12 protein-coding genes and 1 tRNA gene are annotated in these 14992 nt (G+C 70.2%); 6 read left to right on the plus strand and 7 right to left on the minus strand.

All coding sequences use genetic code 11. The annotated features are described in order from the left end of the window. The first annotated feature begins 18 nt into the window (after window positions 1-18). The gene (locus OG897_RS02775; RefSeq protein ID WP_266652529.1) at window positions 19-1674 is read left to right on the plus strand and encodes a DoxX family protein; all 1656 of its coding nucleotides are present in this window, start codon (window positions 19-21) and stop codon (window positions 1672-1674) included. Window positions 1675-1792: 118 nt separating this feature from the next. Here the strand turns inward: OG897_RS02775 and OG897_RS02780 are convergent, their stop codons facing one another. The 4 genes from OG897_RS02780 to OG897_RS02795 all read right to left on the minus strand — a co-directional run bounded on the left by OG897_RS02780 (window position 1793) and on the right by OG897_RS02795 (window position 6279). Next, on the minus strand, window positions 1793-2536 hold the full coding sequence (locus OG897_RS02780; RefSeq protein ID WP_266652531.1) for a nucleotidyltransferase family protein: 744 nt from the start codon (window positions 2534-2536) through the stop codon (window positions 1793-1795). A gap of 103 nt (window positions 2537-2639) precedes the next feature. Further along, window positions 2640-3056, minus strand: coding sequence for a hypothetical protein (locus tag OG897_RS02785; protein ID WP_266652533.1), 417 nt, complete (start codon window positions 3054-3056; stop codon window positions 2640-2642). Between the two features lie 295 nt (window positions 3057-3351). Continuing rightward, a complete protein-coding gene (locus OG897_RS02790) occupies window positions 3352-4488 on the minus strand; it encodes an ABC transporter ATP-binding protein (protein WP_266652535.1) in 1137 nt (378 codons plus the stop codon). A gap of 384 nt (window positions 4489-4872) precedes the next feature. Then, window positions 4873-6279, minus strand: a complete 1407-nt coding sequence (locus OG897_RS02795; RefSeq protein ID WP_266652537.1) for an RNA-guided endonuclease TnpB family protein — start codon at window positions 6277-6279, stop codon at window positions 4873-4875. Between the two features lie 170 nt (window positions 6280-6449). On the opposite strand from OG897_RS02795, the gene OG897_RS02800 reads away from it, so the two are divergent. Beyond that, a tRNA-Thr gene (locus OG897_RS02800) sits at window positions 6450-6525 on the plus strand. 105 nt (window positions 6526-6630) lie between these two features. Next, complete coding sequence (locus OG897_RS02805; protein WP_266652539.1) at window positions 6631-8712, plus strand: restriction endonuclease; 2082 nt, start codon at window positions 6631-6633, stop codon at window positions 8710-8712. Between the two features lie 57 nt (window positions 8713-8769). Here OG897_RS02805 and OG897_RS02810 read toward each other — a convergent pair whose 3' ends face one another. Continuing rightward, window positions 8770-10176: an FAD-binding oxidoreductase gene (locus OG897_RS02810; RefSeq protein WP_266652541.1), complete on the minus strand. Its 1407-nt coding sequence runs from the start codon at window positions 10174-10176 to the stop codon at window positions 8770-8772. A 224-nt stretch (window positions 10177-10400) separates the two neighbouring features. On the opposite strand from OG897_RS02810, the gene OG897_RS02815 reads away from it, so the two are divergent. Further along, entirely contained in the window at window positions 10401-11591 is a 1191-nt protein-coding gene (locus tag OG897_RS02815; RefSeq protein WP_266652543.1) for a hypothetical protein, read from the plus strand. Here the strand turns inward: OG897_RS02815 and OG897_RS02820 are convergent. Continuing rightward, complete coding sequence (locus tag OG897_RS02820; RefSeq protein WP_266652545.1) at window positions 11503-12189, minus strand: rhomboid-like protein; 687 nt, start codon at window positions 12187-12189, stop codon at window positions 11503-11505. The two genes, OG897_RS02815 and OG897_RS02820, sit on opposite strands and share 89 nt — an antisense overlap. A gap of 73 nt (window positions 12190-12262) precedes the next feature. Between OG897_RS02820 and OG897_RS02825 the strand changes: the two genes are divergently transcribed. Together OG897_RS02825 and OG897_RS02830 are read left to right on the plus strand one after the other, a co-directional pair. Continuing rightward, on the plus strand, window positions 12263-13198 hold the full coding sequence (locus OG897_RS02825; RefSeq protein ID WP_266652547.1) for an aminoglycoside phosphotransferase family protein: 936 nt from the start codon (window positions 12263-12265) through the stop codon (window positions 13196-13198). Next, window positions 13195-13671, plus strand: coding sequence for a GNAT family N-acetyltransferase (locus OG897_RS02830; protein WP_266652548.1), 477 nt, complete (start codon window positions 13195-13197; stop codon window positions 13669-13671). Before OG897_RS02825 ends, OG897_RS02830 begins: the two co-directional genes overlap by 4 nt. Here OG897_RS02830 and OG897_RS02835 read toward each other — a convergent pair. Further along, window positions 13668-14828: a transposase gene (locus OG897_RS02835; protein WP_266652550.1), complete on the minus strand. Its 1161-nt coding sequence runs from the start codon at window positions 14826-14828 to the stop codon at window positions 13668-13670. The genes OG897_RS02830 and OG897_RS02835 overlap by 4 nt on opposite strands. Window positions 14829-14992 lie beyond the last annotated feature (164 nt).

A 14992-nucleotide genomic window follows, 5' to 3' on the forward strand; every position in this document is an offset into this window, starting at 1 on the left:
CACACATCACTCGGTTAGATGAGTGTGGACACCAGAACACCCGGGTTCGACGATCAGCCCGCACTGAGCATGGTCAAGGTGCCCTGCGACCCGGCGCAGGTCATCGTCAACCACGCCAGCTTCCGCGTGCAGCTCGCCCCGAGCCAGAGCGCGCGCCCCACCGTGGTGCGGGGTGCTCTGGACGACCGGACGGCGATGATCCCCGTGCTGAGCGGGGCGGGCGCGGCGGTCGGGGCCGCAGCAGGAGCGATGGGCGCGGCCGGACGCCGTCGGGCGCCCGTCGTGTGGACGGGCAGGTCCGAGCCGGGCGACCCCGGCGCCGGCGGACTCCTCCAGGCCGTGCGCAACTCGACCGCGACCCGTACCGCCGGCCCCCCACCGGGCCTCGCCGACGACCTCGACGCCGGGGCGACCCAGCTCATCCCGCGCATCGGGCCACCGGGCGGGGGAACCGACGACACCATGCAGACCCCGGCCGTCCAGGGTGGCGAACCCACCCGGATGCTGCCCCGCATGCGGCAGGCCGAGGGCGCGTACGACACGTACGAGAGCGACCAACTCCCGTACGAGGAAGAGGAGCCGGAGTCCAACGAGCGCGGTGACGGGCGCTCGCGGCACTCCTTCTACCCCGACCGGCGGATGAACCTCGGCGTGGTGCTGCTGCCGCTGAGGGTCTTCCTCGGCTTCATCTCCATCTACGCGGGCATGGGCAAGCTCTGCGACCCCGTCTTCTTCGACGGCGGCGAGCGCGGCTCCATGGTCAAGTGGCTCAACTCGCTGCACCCGTGGCCGCTCGCCGAGCCGCTGCGGGACCTCGGCCTCCAGCACCCGGTCGGTGCCGGGCTCACCGTGGCGTTCCTCCAGGTCATCGTGGGCGTACTCACGATCCTGGGCCTGTGGCAGCGAGTCGCGGCGGTCGTCGGGACGCTGCTGTCGGCGGCGCTGCTGCTGACGGTCAGCTGGAAGAGCGTCCCCGCGTACGACGCGCCGGACATCATCTACCTCGCCGCCTGGTCGCCGCTGATCATCGCCGGTGCGCCGGTGTACTCGATGGACTCCCGGCTCGCGGGCGAGGCATGGCGGACGCTGGGCCCGCGCAGCGAGATGTGGGAGCTGCGGCGGCGCGTGCTGCGGCGAGGCTTCCTGATGGTGACGCTGGTCGTCGGCCTGACGCTGCTGGTCGGTTCGGTGCTCGGCGGGGCGGTCCGCTCGGCCGAGGTCGTCGTACCCGGCCCCGAGGACGACCCGGCGAACCACCTGCCCGGCCGCCCGCTCCCCAAGGAGCCGGGCGCCGCCCAGCGCACCCCGCAGGGCCCCCAGCGCAAGGCGCCGAAGCCCTCCGCGAGCGCTTCGGTGTCCCCGTCGGCGAAGCCCAGCACCTCGGCGGGGCCGCGTGCCACGGCGACGGCGGGCGCGACCGCCGGGCCGAGCCAGACGCAGGGCTCCACGGGCCGTAGGCCCACCCGCGACACCCCTCCGGCGACGACCTCGGCGGGCCCCTCGGCGACAGCGGGCCCCTCGTCCGGCCGAGGCTCATCGGGCGGCAGCGGCGGTGGCGGGAACGGCGGGTCCAGCTCCGGCGGGAGCGGGTCGGGAGGCTCCTCCGGCGGCTCGGACGGCGGCAGCTCGGGCGGGTCCGGCAGCGACAAGGTGATCGGCGGACTGCTCGGCTAGCGACGGGACACGCACGCACACGCGTCCCGTGTGGGAGAGGGGCCCGGCACCACATCTGGTGCCGGGCCCCTCCGTCGTACGTACGCGTCCCGTGTGCACGGGGACTTCCGTACTTCCGTCAACGCAATTGCGCGGCGAGCTCCTTGGCGGCCTCGGTGAGGTCCTTGGCGGTGTCGATGGCCCGCCAGTACGCGCCCTGGGGGAGCGGGTACCCGGCCAGGCTGCGGGAGCGGGCGAGGCGGGGGAACGTGGTGCGCTCGTGGTCGCCGAGGTCGGGCAGGAGGTCCGCGAAGGCGGCGGAGAAGACGTACACGCCGGCGTTGATGAGGTACGGGGACGGCGGGGACTCGATGAAGTCCGTGACGTTGCCGAAGGTGTCCGTCTCGACGGCGCCCCACGGGATGCGGGGGCGGGCCAGGGCGAGGGTGGCGGTCGCGTCGCGCTCGGCGTGGAAGGCGGCCATCTCGCGCAGCGAGAAGCGGGTCCAGATGTCGCCGTTCGTGGCGTACCAGGGCTGATCGGGGTGGGGCAGGTGCTTGGCGGCGTACTTCAGGCCGCCGCCCCGGCCCAGCGGCTCCGTCTCGACAACCGTCGTGACGCGCAAGGGGAGTTCGGACGCCTGTTCGGCGAGCCAGTCCTGGAGGACTTCCGCGAGGTGGCCGCAGGAGACGACGGCGTCAGTGACGCCCTCGGAGGCGAGCCAGGAAAGCTGATGGCCGATGATCGGAGTCCCGGTTCCGGGAATCTCGACCATCGGCTTGGGGCGGTCGTCGGTGTACGGACGCAGTCGCGACCCCTGGCCACCGGCCAGGACAACGGCCTGTGTCGGCATCGCGGGCGTCGCGGAAATGGGGGTGGTCATGCAGGGGACGATACGCGGCGCGGATCGTGCCGCCTTCGGGGGGCAGGGCTGTCAGCTCTGTCAGTCGGCGTACGGGTATCCGTCAATCCGTGGGCAGTGGTGGTCAGTTGTGGTGGTTCGCGACGCCGGACGCGAAGGACGTGTCACAGACGGGCCGCGAGTACGACTGGGCGCGGGTGGGGCCGTAGTGCGTGACGGCGGCGCGGCCGAGGGCACGGGCGATGTTCATGCAGTGCTTGGCGAGGGAGGGGCGGCGCTCGACCTCGCGCTGAAGGTGCGTGAGGGCGGTGCCGGGGTCCTTCTCCTGAAGCTCCACCAGGAGCCGGTCGCGCAGAATATCCTGCGGGGCACGGGACTTGGCCTTGGTGGAGACGTCCTCTGCGGATGCGGTGAGCATCTGGGACTCGGGAGTGCCGGCCACCCACGGAACGCGGGTGACGGCCAGGGTCCCGGAGAGCACCAGGACGACGGGCAGGACGAGGGCGAGAGTTCGGCCGATGCGGCGGGCTGAGTGGGTCACGCGAGTGAGCGTAGCGGCAGGTGACGATATGGCGACATTGAGTCACCCTCACGGGGGATGGTTCGATGCTCCTTTTCGAATGTGATGTTGACGCACGGAGATCGAAAACTCCCCGTGCGCCGGGGTATTTGACGAAGCCGCGCATAAACCGACGCGCTTGGTGAAGCGCATTCCGTGGACGGCGCAGGCGGAGTGGACGGCACAGACGGCACAGGCAGAAGGGCCCCGCACCGAAGTGCGGGGCCCTTCCGTGTGCTTGCCGGACAGCCCGCCGGGAGCCGGAGCCTGTCGGCGGTCAGTCGCTGAGGCGCTCGCCGGTCTTCGTCGAGAAGACGTGCAGCTCGCCCGGGCGCGGGACGACGTGCAGCTCGGTGCCCTTGTCCGGGACGGCGCGGCCGTTCACGCGGACGACGAGGTCCTTGTGCTCGCCGCCGACCTCGGCGGAGCCGTACACGTAACCGTCGGCGCCGAGCTCCTCGACGACGTTGACGGAGACGGCCAGACCGGCCGGGGCGTCGTTGGTGTCCTTGGACAGCGTCTTCGCGACCTCGCCGCCGTGCTCGACGATGTCGAAGTGCTCGGGGCGGACGCCGACGGTGACGGTGGTGTCGCCCTTGTCGGCGGCGGCGCTGAGCGCCTCACGGCTGACCGGGACGACGCTGTTGCCGAACTTCACGCCGCCGTCGGTGATCGGGACCTCGACCAGGTTCATGGCCGGGGAGCCGATGAATCCGGCGACGAAGAGGTTGTTGGGCCGGTCGTACATGTTGCGCGGCGAGTCGACCTGCTGGAGCAGACCGTCCTTGAGGACCGCGACCCGGTCGCCCATGGTCATGGCCTCGACCTGGTCGTGGGTGACGTACACGGTCGTGATGCCCAGGCGGCGCTGGAGGCTCGCGATCTGCGTACGGGTCGAGACGCGGAGCTTGGCGTCAAGGTTCGACAGCGGCTCGTCCATGAGGAAGACCTGCGGCTCACGCACGATGGCGCGACCCATGGCGACACGCTGGCGCTGACCGCCGGAGAGGGCCTTGGGCTTGCGGTCGAGGTACTCGGTGAGGTCGAGGATCTTGGCGGCCTCTTCGACCTTCTTGCGGATCTCGGCCTTGTTCACGCCCGCGATCTTCAGGGCGAAGCCCATGTTGTCCGCGACGGACATGTGCGGGTAGAGCGCGTAGTTCTGGAACACCATGGCGATGTCCCGGTCCTTCGGCGGCAGGTGCGTGACGTCGCGGTCGCCGATGCGGATCGCACCGCCGTTGACGTCCTCCAGACCCGCGAGCATGCGCAGGGAGGTCGACTTTCCGCAGCCGGACGGGCCGACGAGGACGAGGAACTCGCCGTCCGCGATGTCGATCTCCAGCTGGTCCACGGCGGGCTTGGTGGAGCCCGGGTAGATGCGGGTGGCCTTGTCGAACGTGACTGTCGCCATGGTGATGCGTCTCCTTCACCGGCAGGAACGTGCCGGACGATCCGAGTAAGGGAGTGAAGTGGTCTGGTCCAATGTGTGGACCAGGGGTGACGCTACCTGGGCGGGTGGGTTCTGTCAGTAGTTCGCGAGGAGGGAAAGTTCGGGGACTGGCTGGTGGGCAGAGTCCTCCACTTTTGACCGTGCGCTGAGGTGGGCAGAGCACCGCACTTTTGACCCGCTGGTGCGAGGGCAGAGCAGTTGCCTTTTGGCCTGCGTACGCAGCACTTCCTGCTTCACTACCCGCTGCCGACCGAGCACGGTCCTCAAGAACCGCACCCCACCGGTCTTACATGGGCTCCACAGGCATGACGGCCGACGGCCCGTCGGTCCGGTACAGCATGTACATCAAGCGGCCAGCGGTACCTCCGGCAGTTCGGAGGCGCGGATCACAGGTGGCGGGGTCCGTGCCGGAGGCAGAGCCTCGGCCACCAGCCCGTACAGCCGCATCCCCTCCTCGCGGAGGTTCTGCGCCGCGTTCACGTCCCGATCGTGCACCGCGCCGCAACTGCCGCACGTCCATTTCCGTACGGAGAGATCCAGGCGCTCCCCCTTCACGTGGCAGGACGAGCAACGTCGTGTCGACGGGAAGTAGCGGTCGACGATGACGAGCGTCCGTCCGTACCACTCGCACTTGTAGCGGAGCTGCTTCAGGAGCTCGCCCCATGAGGCATCGAGGATCGACTGGTTCAGCTTCGCTTTTCGTCTGCGACCCGGGCCGGTGGCCGTCCGCAGCAGGTTCATGACGGCCAGGTCTTCCACCACGAGCACTTGGTTCTCGCGCACGAGGCGGGTGGTGAGCTGGTCCAGCATGTCCCTGCGGACGTCGCTGATCAGGGCGTACAGGCGGGCGATCTCCTGGCGTGCCTTTTCGCGGTTCGCCGATCCCCTCTTCTTGCGGTGCAGCTCGCGCTGCGCCTTGGCGAGCTTCTTCTCGTACTTCCGGAGCAGACGGGGATGGTCCAGCTTCTCGCCGTCGTCGAGCGTGACGAGGGTGGCCAGGCCGAGGTCGATGCCGACCGCCTTCGGGGCGTGGGTGCCCGGCAGGAAGACGGGAGGGAGGGGCTCGATGTGTTCCTCGACCAATACGGAGAGGAAGAAGCGGCCCGCGCGGTCCCGGGTCATGGTGAGCTTCACGGGCGTGGTGCCTGCGGGGAGCGGGCGGGACCAGCGGATGTCGAGGGGGTCGGTCTGCTTGGCGAGGGCGATCAGGCCGGTGCCAGGCTTCTCGGGGTCCTCGAACCAGCGGAAGCCGGTGCGTACGTACGTTGCAGAGTCGCGGGAGCGGCCCTTCTTCTTGCGTTGTGGGTAATTCGCCCCTCCCTTGAAGAAGCGGGTGAAGGCGCTTTCGAGGTGGCGGAGGGACTGCTGGAGGACGGTCGAGGAGACGTTCTGGAGCCAGTACGTCTCGCGGGCCTGACGCCAGCCGGTGAGCGCGCGGCAGGTCTCGGCGAAGCCGACTGAGACCTGGTGGTCGCGCCAGGCGTTGGCGCGCAGTGTCAGGCCCTCGTTGTAGACCCAGCGGCAGGCGCCGAAGGTCTCGACGAGCTGTTCTGCCTGGTCCGGGGTCGGGTAGCAGCGGTAGCGGTAGACGCGCTGGTGGGTGCCGGGTTCCTTGGCGCGGCGCTTCATGGGGGTGGCGGGGCGCTGGTGGTGCTTGCTCTGGTCGGGGATGCGCAGGGCTTCGCGCTTGATGCGCTTGGCCTCGGCGCCGGTGACGCGGGGAGGGAGCGGTTGCTCGGGTGCCTTGGTCACGTCCCCTCCCTCGCTTCGTCGCGTTGTCCGATTGTCGGAACAGCGATTCAGTGCGTTCAACGAACGGGTGGTCGGGCGGGTTACGGGGGCGGGGGAAAGTTCGTGGATCAGCACGGGGGCCGCTGTGTAAAGTGAGAGTGCTTGTGCGCGCGATTCGCGGTGTGAGCAGCGCCGCCTTAGCTCAATTGGCAGAGCACCAACCTTGTAAGTTGGATGTCGTCGGTTCGATTCCGACAGGCGGCTCCACGAAACATCTGTCCCGGACCCCCAGGGTCCGGGACACTTGCGTTTCCGGGACAGTACGGGGGTCCGGGCGGCGTTCCCTGGCCCCGTGTGGGGGAGGGCAGCGGGATGAGTCGTCGGTCGAGTGGGCTGATCGGCACCTGGGCGGAGGCGCAGCGGCAGCAGCAGCGCCGGATGGAGGCCCAGCAGCGGGCTCAGGTTCAGCAGCAGCGTGCGTACGAGCGGGAGAGGGCGCGGGCGGACCGGCAGCAGCAGGCGGCGTACCGGCAGCTTCGTGAGGCGGAGGCGCGGCGGCGTACGGAAGAGCTGGGTGCTGAGGTGGCCCGGTTGGAGGGGTTGCTTGCTGCGGGGTGTCGGGCGGTTCCGTTCCGGGTGGGTGCGTTGGTGCGGTCGGAGGTGTTGGAGCCTTTTGCGCCGGGGCAGTTGGCGGTGCCGGTGGTGATGCCGGATCCCGCGCGGTATCAGGCGCAGGGTGGTGGGTGGACCGCTGCGCGTCGGGCGCAGGCGCAGGAGGAGGCGCGGGCCCGGTTCGAGCGGGACTGGCATGCGGCGCAGGCGGCGGAGGCGCAGCGGCAGCGGCAGTTGGCGGGGTATCGGCAGCAGTACGACGCGTGGGCGGCGGCTCGGTTGGCGGAGGTGCGTGGGCACAACGCGGGGATTGCCGGGATGGCGGATGCGTTGCGTGCGGGTGAGCCGGAGACGGTGGTGGAGTTCTTTTCGGCGGCGTTGTACGCGTCGGCGGCGTGGCCGGAGGGGTTTCCGCGGCGGGTGTCGGGTGCGTTCGACCGGGGTGGGCGTCAGCTGGTGCTGAATTGGGAGCTGCCGGGGTTCGAGGTGGTTCCTGGGGTGAAGTCGGTGCGTTTTGTGGCGAGTGCTGATGAGGAGCGGGAGTCCGCGCGTCCGATGACGCAGCGCAAGGCGTTGTATCGGAGTGTGTTGGCGCAGTGTGTGTTGTTGGCGTTGCGGGATGTGTTTGTGGCGGATGAGTTCGGGGCGTTGGACTCGGTGGTGTTGAACGGGTTCGTTGATGGTCTGGATCCGGTGACGGGGCAGCCGGCTGAGGTTTTTCTGAGCACGGTGATGGTGGAGAAGGCTGCTTTTGGGGCGTTGAATCTGGAGTTCGTGGCGGCGGTGGACTGTCTGGTGGAGGGGTTGCGGGGGCAGTTGTCGGCGCGGCCGGATCAGCGGGTGGCGGTGCGGCCGGGGCGGTTGCCGGAGCAGGTGGGGTCGGGGGTGGTGTCGCACGGGGCGGATGGTGAGCCGGATTTGCTGGAGATGGATCCGGTGGAGTTCGAGGGGTTGGTCGCTGAGTTGTTCCGGGCTCGGGGGATGCAGGCGGTGATGACGCAGCGGTCGAATGATGGCGGGGTGGATGTGGATGCGTTGGATCCGGATCCGATCAGTGGCGGGAAGATCATTGTTCAGGTGAAGCGGTATCGGAACACGGTGCCGCCGAGTGCGGTGCGTGATCTGTTTGGGACGGTGCAGGGGGCGGGGGCGAACAAGGGTGTTCTGGTGACGACGTCGGGGTTCGGGCCGGGGTCGTACACGTTTGCTCAGGGGAAGCCGTTGACGTTGGTGTCGGGGACGGAGTTGGTGGATCTGCTGCATCGGTGTGGTTTGCGCGGCAGGTTGGGTGGTGCGGGTGCGGGTGCGGTGGCGCCGGTTCCCTCGCCCAGGGAGCCGGGCGATGCGAGTGGTTCCGACGACTTCAACGTGTTGGGTATGACGTGGGCGGGGGCCGTGGCGCTGGACGTCTGTGCGTTGGTGTGCACGGGTGGTCGGGTGTTGGGGGAGGAGTACTTCGTCTTCTTCAACAATTCCCGGACGCCGGACGGTGCTGTGTGCATGGTTCCGGGTGTGGCGGGTGATCGGGCTGCTGTGCGGGTGGCGTTCGACGGGTTGCCGAGGGGGGCGGACCGCCTCGTTCTGGTGGCGTCCGTGGATGTCGAGACGAATCCGGGTGCCGACTTGTCGGGTTTCACGGATGCGAGTGTGTTGTTGCGGGATGTGTCGGGTGCTGAGCTGGGCAGGCTGCCGGTGGCGGATGGGAGGCCGGGGGAGACGGCTCTGGTGTTGGGGTCCTTCCGGCGGCGTAGCAGTGGCGACTGGGATTTCGTTGCCGGTGGGAAGGGGTATCGGGGCGGTCTGGGTGAATTGATCGAGGATCACGGGGTCGAGGTCGAGTAGGTCGGTGATGGGTGGGCCTGGCGGGGGTGGGTCCGCCAGGCCCGGAGGCGCCGGCGGTCAGCGGCCCGCGACGCGGTCGGCCCAGCGGGCGATGGGGTGGGTGGTGGTCGTGTGGCCGGTCAGTTCGCGGCGGTCGGCTTCGCGGTAGGCGGCGTACATGCCCTGGACGCCGAGCCAGCGGAAGGGTTCGGGCTCCCACTTGCGGACCTTGTGGTTGACCCAGGGGAGGGTGGTGAGGTCGGTGGCGCCGCCTTCGCCGGAGTCCTGGAGGAAGAGGTCGCGCAGCGTGCGGGCGGCGAGGTTGGTGGTGGCGACGCCGGAGCCCACGTAGCCGCCCGCCCAGCCGAGGCCGGTGGAGCGGTCCAGGGTGACGGTGGAGCACCAGTCGCGGGGGACGCCGAGGACGCCGGACCAGGCGTGGGCGATGCCGGTGCCCGCGAGGGTGGGGAAGAAGCGGACCAGGATGTCGCGCAGGGCGGCGACGGTGGCGGGCTGGGTGCGGCCGTCGTTGTCGGTGCGGGAGCCGAAGCGGTAGGGGACGCCCCGGCCGCCGATGGCGATGCGGTCGTCGGCGGTGCGCTGGGCGTACATGTACGCGTGGGCCATGTCGCCGAGGTTCTCGCGGCCGTCCCAGCCGATGGTCTCCCAGAGGGTGGAGGGGATGGGGTCGGTGACGATCATGGAGCTGTTCATGGGGAGCCAGTCGCGCTTCTGGCCCTTGAGGTTCGGGGTGAAGCCCTCGGTGCAGCGCAGGATGTACGGGGCGCGGACCGTGCCGTAGGGGGTGTGGGCGTGCTTCGGGGTGATCTCGGTGACGGGGGTCGACTCGTGGAGGGTGACCCCGAGCGCCTCGACCGTGTCGGCGAGGCCCTTGACGAGCTTGGCCGGGTGCAGGCGGGCGCCGTGCGGGGTCCAGGTGGAGCCGACGGCTCCGGCGACGCGGATGCGGGCGGCGGTGTCGCGGGCGCCGAGGAGGATCCGGTCCTTCTCACCGAAGGCGAGTTCGGTGGCGTGGAAGGAGCGGAGGCGGCTGAACTGGGCGGGGGTGTAGGCGACTTCGAGGACGCCGCCCTGGTGGATGTCGGCGTCGATTCCCTCGGCTGCGGCGGTGGTGACGACTTCGGTGACGGTGTCGTTCATGGCGTGCTGGAGGCGGGTGGCGGCCTCCTGGCCGTGGAGTTTCGCGTAGCGGTTGCGGCCCGCGATGCCGTTGTAGAGCCAGCCGCCGTTGCGTCCTGAGGCTCCGTAGCCGCAGAACTTGGCTTCGAGGACGGTGATGTTGAGGAAGGGGACGGCCTTCTTGAGGTAGTACGCCGTCCACAGGCCCGTGTAGCCGCCGCCGACGATGCAGACGTCGGCGGTCGCATCGCCGGGGAGGGGCTCGCGGGGGGTGGGTATGCCGTGGTCGGCGTACCAGAAGGAGATGCCTCCGTTGGTGGTGCGGGGGGTGGGGGTGCTGCTCATGGCGGGCCTTCGTCCTGTTCGGCTTCGGGGCTTCGGCTTCTGGTCTTCGGGTGCGGTGGTCGGCGCTGGCCGGTGCTGGTCGGCGGTGGTGCGGGGACGCTAGCGGGCGGGGGTGGGGGGCGCAATGGGCGTGGAGGGGTGTGGTCGGGGGGTGCTGCTCGACGGTGTGTCGGGGGGCGGATGTGCGGGCGCGACCTCGTGGGGGGTGTGGGCGTTGGACGGGTATGACCGAAGTTCTGTTTCTGCCGCCGCAGCTGGTGTCGTCGTCCGTGCCCTCGTCCTTCGAGGGGCTGGTCCTGAGGTCGGAGAGGGTGGAGCGGATCGGTGATCACCGGTGGTCGGCGTGGGTGGGGGCCGATCAGTTGGTGGAGTGGGAGTGGGAGGGGGGTCGTCGCGGCTATCTGGGTGAGAGTGCTGCCAATGTCGAGTTGACGGAGCTGTTGTGGCAACGGCCGTGGGACTTCGGGGTGGTGGGGTCCGTGGTGCTGGGCGCACGGGAGGTGCGGGTGGTGCCGACGGGGTTGCGGGGCGGGGGGATGGTGCAGGTGTCCGGGCCCGAAGTGCTGGATGGTGTGCAGCGGTTGGGGGTGCTGGCGAGGGCGGTCGCGGAGGGGTTGGCCGCCGAGTCGCTGGAGCGGTCCGTGGTGCGCGTCGAGCTGGTGACGGGGCCTGCCGTCGACGTCGTACGGGGAGAGCTGGACGCGGAGGACCGGCGGCGGAACCCGGCGACCGCGCAGGACGAGTTGGTGCGGGACGCGAACGTGCTGCGGGTGATGCGGCAGTTCCGGGCGGACGGGGTGCGGTTCGCGGTGCGCAGGGGTGAGGTGCGGGAGCCGTACGGGGCCGAGCGGTGCATGACGGTTGAGGAGGCGACGTCGGCGCTGGCGTGTTTGGCGCCGGGGGCTCGGCTGGAGGTGGCGCACGCGGCGGACGGCGCGGCGGGGAGGGAGCGGCTGTGGGCGGACCGGGGAGGGGAGGCGTACCGCACGGTCTTCAACGAGAGCACCGAGGCGGTGGGGGTGCTGCGGGCGGTCGAGATCGCTCGTTGCGTACGGGGTGTGGTGGGGCGGATGGGACGCGGGAAGCGGTACGGGCACGCGCATCTGTGGCGGGACGTGCCGCAGTTGGCCGTGTGGGCGGTGGGGCGTCAGCTGCCGCTGGTGGAGCTGCACCGGGAGGGGCGGGGGGTGGGTGCGGTGGACTGGGACGTGTTGGTGCGGGACCGGCTGGAGGCGCTGACGGTGGGGGTGGCTGAGGGTTTGCGGGAGGCGTATGAGGTGCTGCGGCCGACCGGGGAGAGCGGGAAGCGGCTGCGGCACGCGGAGGTCAGGGGGCTGGGGTTCTGGACGGAGCTGATGGAGGCGTACGAGGAGTGCGGGGTGTACGCGGACGCCGCGGCTTTGGACTCCTTGTGACGGGGTGGCAGGCGAGGCCGATGAGGACGGCGGTGAAGTGGCCGACGTCGGTGAAGGTGCGGCCGGTGACGAGGGGGAGGGCGTAGAAGGTGAGGACGCCGAAGAGGTAGAGGTAGCGCCAGGGGGTGGGGATGCGGTAGGCGAGCACGGCGACGATGCCCGCGAGCGCGTAACTCACCCCCACGTCCAGGGTGTTGACGGATTCCGGCGGGGCGATGCCGTGGCGGATCGCCCAGGCGAGGATGCCTTCGCTGAGGTAGGTGGCCCCGACGTGGGCCGTGAGGACGACGAGGAGCCAGCGGGCGGTGCCGAGCCAGCGTTCGGCGGGGGCGTGGAAGAGGGTGTAGAGGACGGCGTAGAGGAGCCAGCCGCGCAGGCCGTTGTCGCCGTCGATCCAGAAGGCGGAGGTGATGAGGACGCGGCTGGGGTCCTGGGTCAGGTGGTGGATGTTGGTGGAGCGCTGGCGGAGGAACTCGTCGGTGAAGGCGGGGTCCATGTGGCGCATGACGACGGTGGTGACGAAGAGGGCGAGGAGCCAGAGGTGGGTGCCGGGGGTGGAGCGGAGGTAGGTGAGGGCGTGATGGAGGGGGCGGGGCATGGATCGATTGTGGGGGTATGGGGTGATTTGGGCGGGCATCTGTGGTTCGTACGGCGATTGAGGAGGCACGGGGATGGGCGAGCGGTACGCGTACGGGGGCGGGGTCGAGGTCCCGGCAGGGCTGGTGGAGGAGCAGCTCCGGTGGAACGGGGAGGAGGAGCGGGCCTGGGTGGCCGGACTGCCGGGTCAGGTCCGTGGGTGGCTGGAGGAGTGGGGGCTGCGGCGGGACGGGGCGGCGATGCACGGGGCGGCGGCGCTCGTGCTGCCCGTGGTGCGGGTGGCGGACGGGGGCGCGGCCGTGCTCAAGCTTCAGCTCCGGGACGAGGAGAACGAGGGAGAGGTTCCGGCGCTGCGGGCGTGGGCGGGGTGCGGCGTGGTGGAGGTGCTGGCGGCCGATGCCGGGCGCGGGGCCGTGCTGCTGGAGCGGCTCGACGAGGGGCGGTCGCTGGGCGGGGTGCCGGATGCTCTGGACGGCGTACAGGTGATCGCGGAGGCATTGGCGCGGCTGAACGCGGTGCCCGCTCCGGCGGGTGTGCGGAGGCTGGGGGACATCGCTGCCGGGATGCTCGACGACGTACCGGAGCTGCTGCCGGGTCTTGCCGATCCGGGGGAGCGCAGGCTGCTGGAGAAGTGCGCGGGCGCGGTGCGGGAGGTGGCGGGGGAGGCCGGGGACCGGTTGCTGCACTGGGATCTGCACGAGGAGAACGTGCTGGCGCCACGGGCGGACTCGGGGAGGGGCGAGCCGTGGGTGGTGATCGATCCGAAGCCGCTGGCGGGGGACCCGGGCTTCGAGCTGTTCCCGGCGATCAAGAACCGGTTCGAGGAGGGGGAGGTGCTGCGGCGGTTCGATCTGATGAGTGAGGTGATGGGGCTGGACCGGGGGCGGGCGGCGGCGTGGACGCTCGGGCGGGTGCTCCAGGACTGTCTGTGGGAGCTGGGGGACGGGGAGGTCCGGATGCCGGATGCGCATGTGGTGGTGGCGGAGGTGCTGCTTAGGGTGCGGTCATGATTCGCAGAGCGGTGGTCGAGGACGTTCCGGAGATTCATGCCATGGTGCGGGAACTCGCCGAGTACGAGAAGGCGTTGGACGAGGTGAGGGCGAGCGAGGAGCAGCTGCGGGAGGCGCTCTTCGGGGAGAGTCCGGCGGCTTTCGCCCATGTGGCGGAGGGTGAGGGCGGGGAGGCCGTCGGGTTCGCGCTGTGGTTCCTGAGCTTCTCGACGTGGCGGGGGGTGCACGGGATCTACCTGGAGGACCTGATACGTGCGGCCGACGGTGCGGGGCGGCGGGCACGGAAGGCGCTGCTGGCCGAGCTGGCGCGGACGTGCGTGGAGCGGGGGTACGAGCGGCTGGAGTGGTCGGTGGTCAACTACTCGGCCGTAAACGACCGAGCTTGGAGACTCAGTCCGAACGGCTTTGTTTATGCTCCCGACTGCCCCCTACGGCAGGGCGGTCACGGGGCACATTTCTCCTGCCCTGGCTAGGCCGGGGGAGGATCGGGCATGTTGACGAAGGCCCACGCCGAGCGTGCGCGGTTGCGTACGTTGACCCCGGCGACGTGGTCGGCTGGCCCAGCGAGGCCGCACCGACGACAGGCGAAGTGGTCCCGAGTGGGCCGGTTGGCGCGCTCGGTGTGGCCGCAGCGCGGGCAGCGCTGCGAGGTGTAGGCCGGGTCCACCTCGATGAACGGCACCCCGTCGCGTCGGCACTTGTAGGCGATGAACGCCCCGAGCTGGTGGAACGGCCAGGACGACAGTCGTGCGCGCTGGTCGCGGGGAACCGTGACCCGATCGCGGATGCCCCGAAGTTCTTCGAGGGCGATACCGCGTCCGGTGCGTTGGGCGACCGCAACGACTGTCTTGGAAATCTTGTGATTGAGGTGGGTGGCGTGGCGGGCTTCCTTCTTCGCCCGCTTCTTCAACAACTGGGTGGCGGACCGGGTGCGTTTGGCCTGGAGTTCGGCCCGCTTGTGGGCCTGCCAGCGGCGGTAGCGGCCGAGGCGGCGGCCTTGGTGGTTGGTGCCGTCGCTGGTGGTGGCGAGGTTGACGATGCCCCGGTCGACCCCCACCCAGTCCCGCGGTTCGTACACCTCGGGATCGGGGACGTCGAGGGTGGCGTACAGGAACCACTTCCCGTCCCTAAAGACCAGGTCGGACTCGCCCCGCCGGTACTGGGTGAGCTGTTTGAGGGTCTTCGGGGAGCAGGCGAAGCGGACGTTCCGCACCCGGCCGTCGAGCGTCCAGATGCTGATGGTCTGGGCGTCGTAGTTCCACGACAAACAGCGGTCGTCGAAGGTGTGGGCGGCGTGCGGGCGGAAGGCGACCGGTTTCGACTCCGCCTTGCGGCGGCGCCTCGCCGTGGGCGGACCGAGGGTTCCGGCCCGGATACTCGCCCGCAGAGTGGTGTAGGTGTCGGCGACGCGTTTGATGAGGTGCTGGGCGGCCTGCGCCCCGAACCCGCGTTCCCGCAGGTCCCCGTAACACCGCTTGCGCAGCTCCCGTACCCCGCCGCGCAGGGCGAAGGCTTCGAAGGAGAGCGCGGACACCTCGTTGGCGGCCTGGTTGAGGGCGGGCAGGGTCCGCTCGAACGCCGACGCCTGCACGGCGTCCGGCATCAGCTTGACCTGCACCACCAGCTTCATGGCAACCGAACATAGCCACCCGCCACCCAGATCGCAGCGGCTCCCTACATGGTCACCCGATCGAGTGACCCAGTCCCTGTGGTGGTGCTCGGCTCCGTCGACCCGGGGCGCTGTCCCGCTCCGCGGGCACCTCCCTCCCGGTCCTGCTCCGCCGTTCACGACAC

Origin of the sequence: Streptomyces sp. NBC_00237 (assembly GCF_026342435.1) — a bacterium.
In the GTDB taxonomy this organism is placed as follows: domain Bacteria; phylum Actinomycetota; class Actinomycetes; order Streptomycetales; family Streptomycetaceae; genus Streptomyces.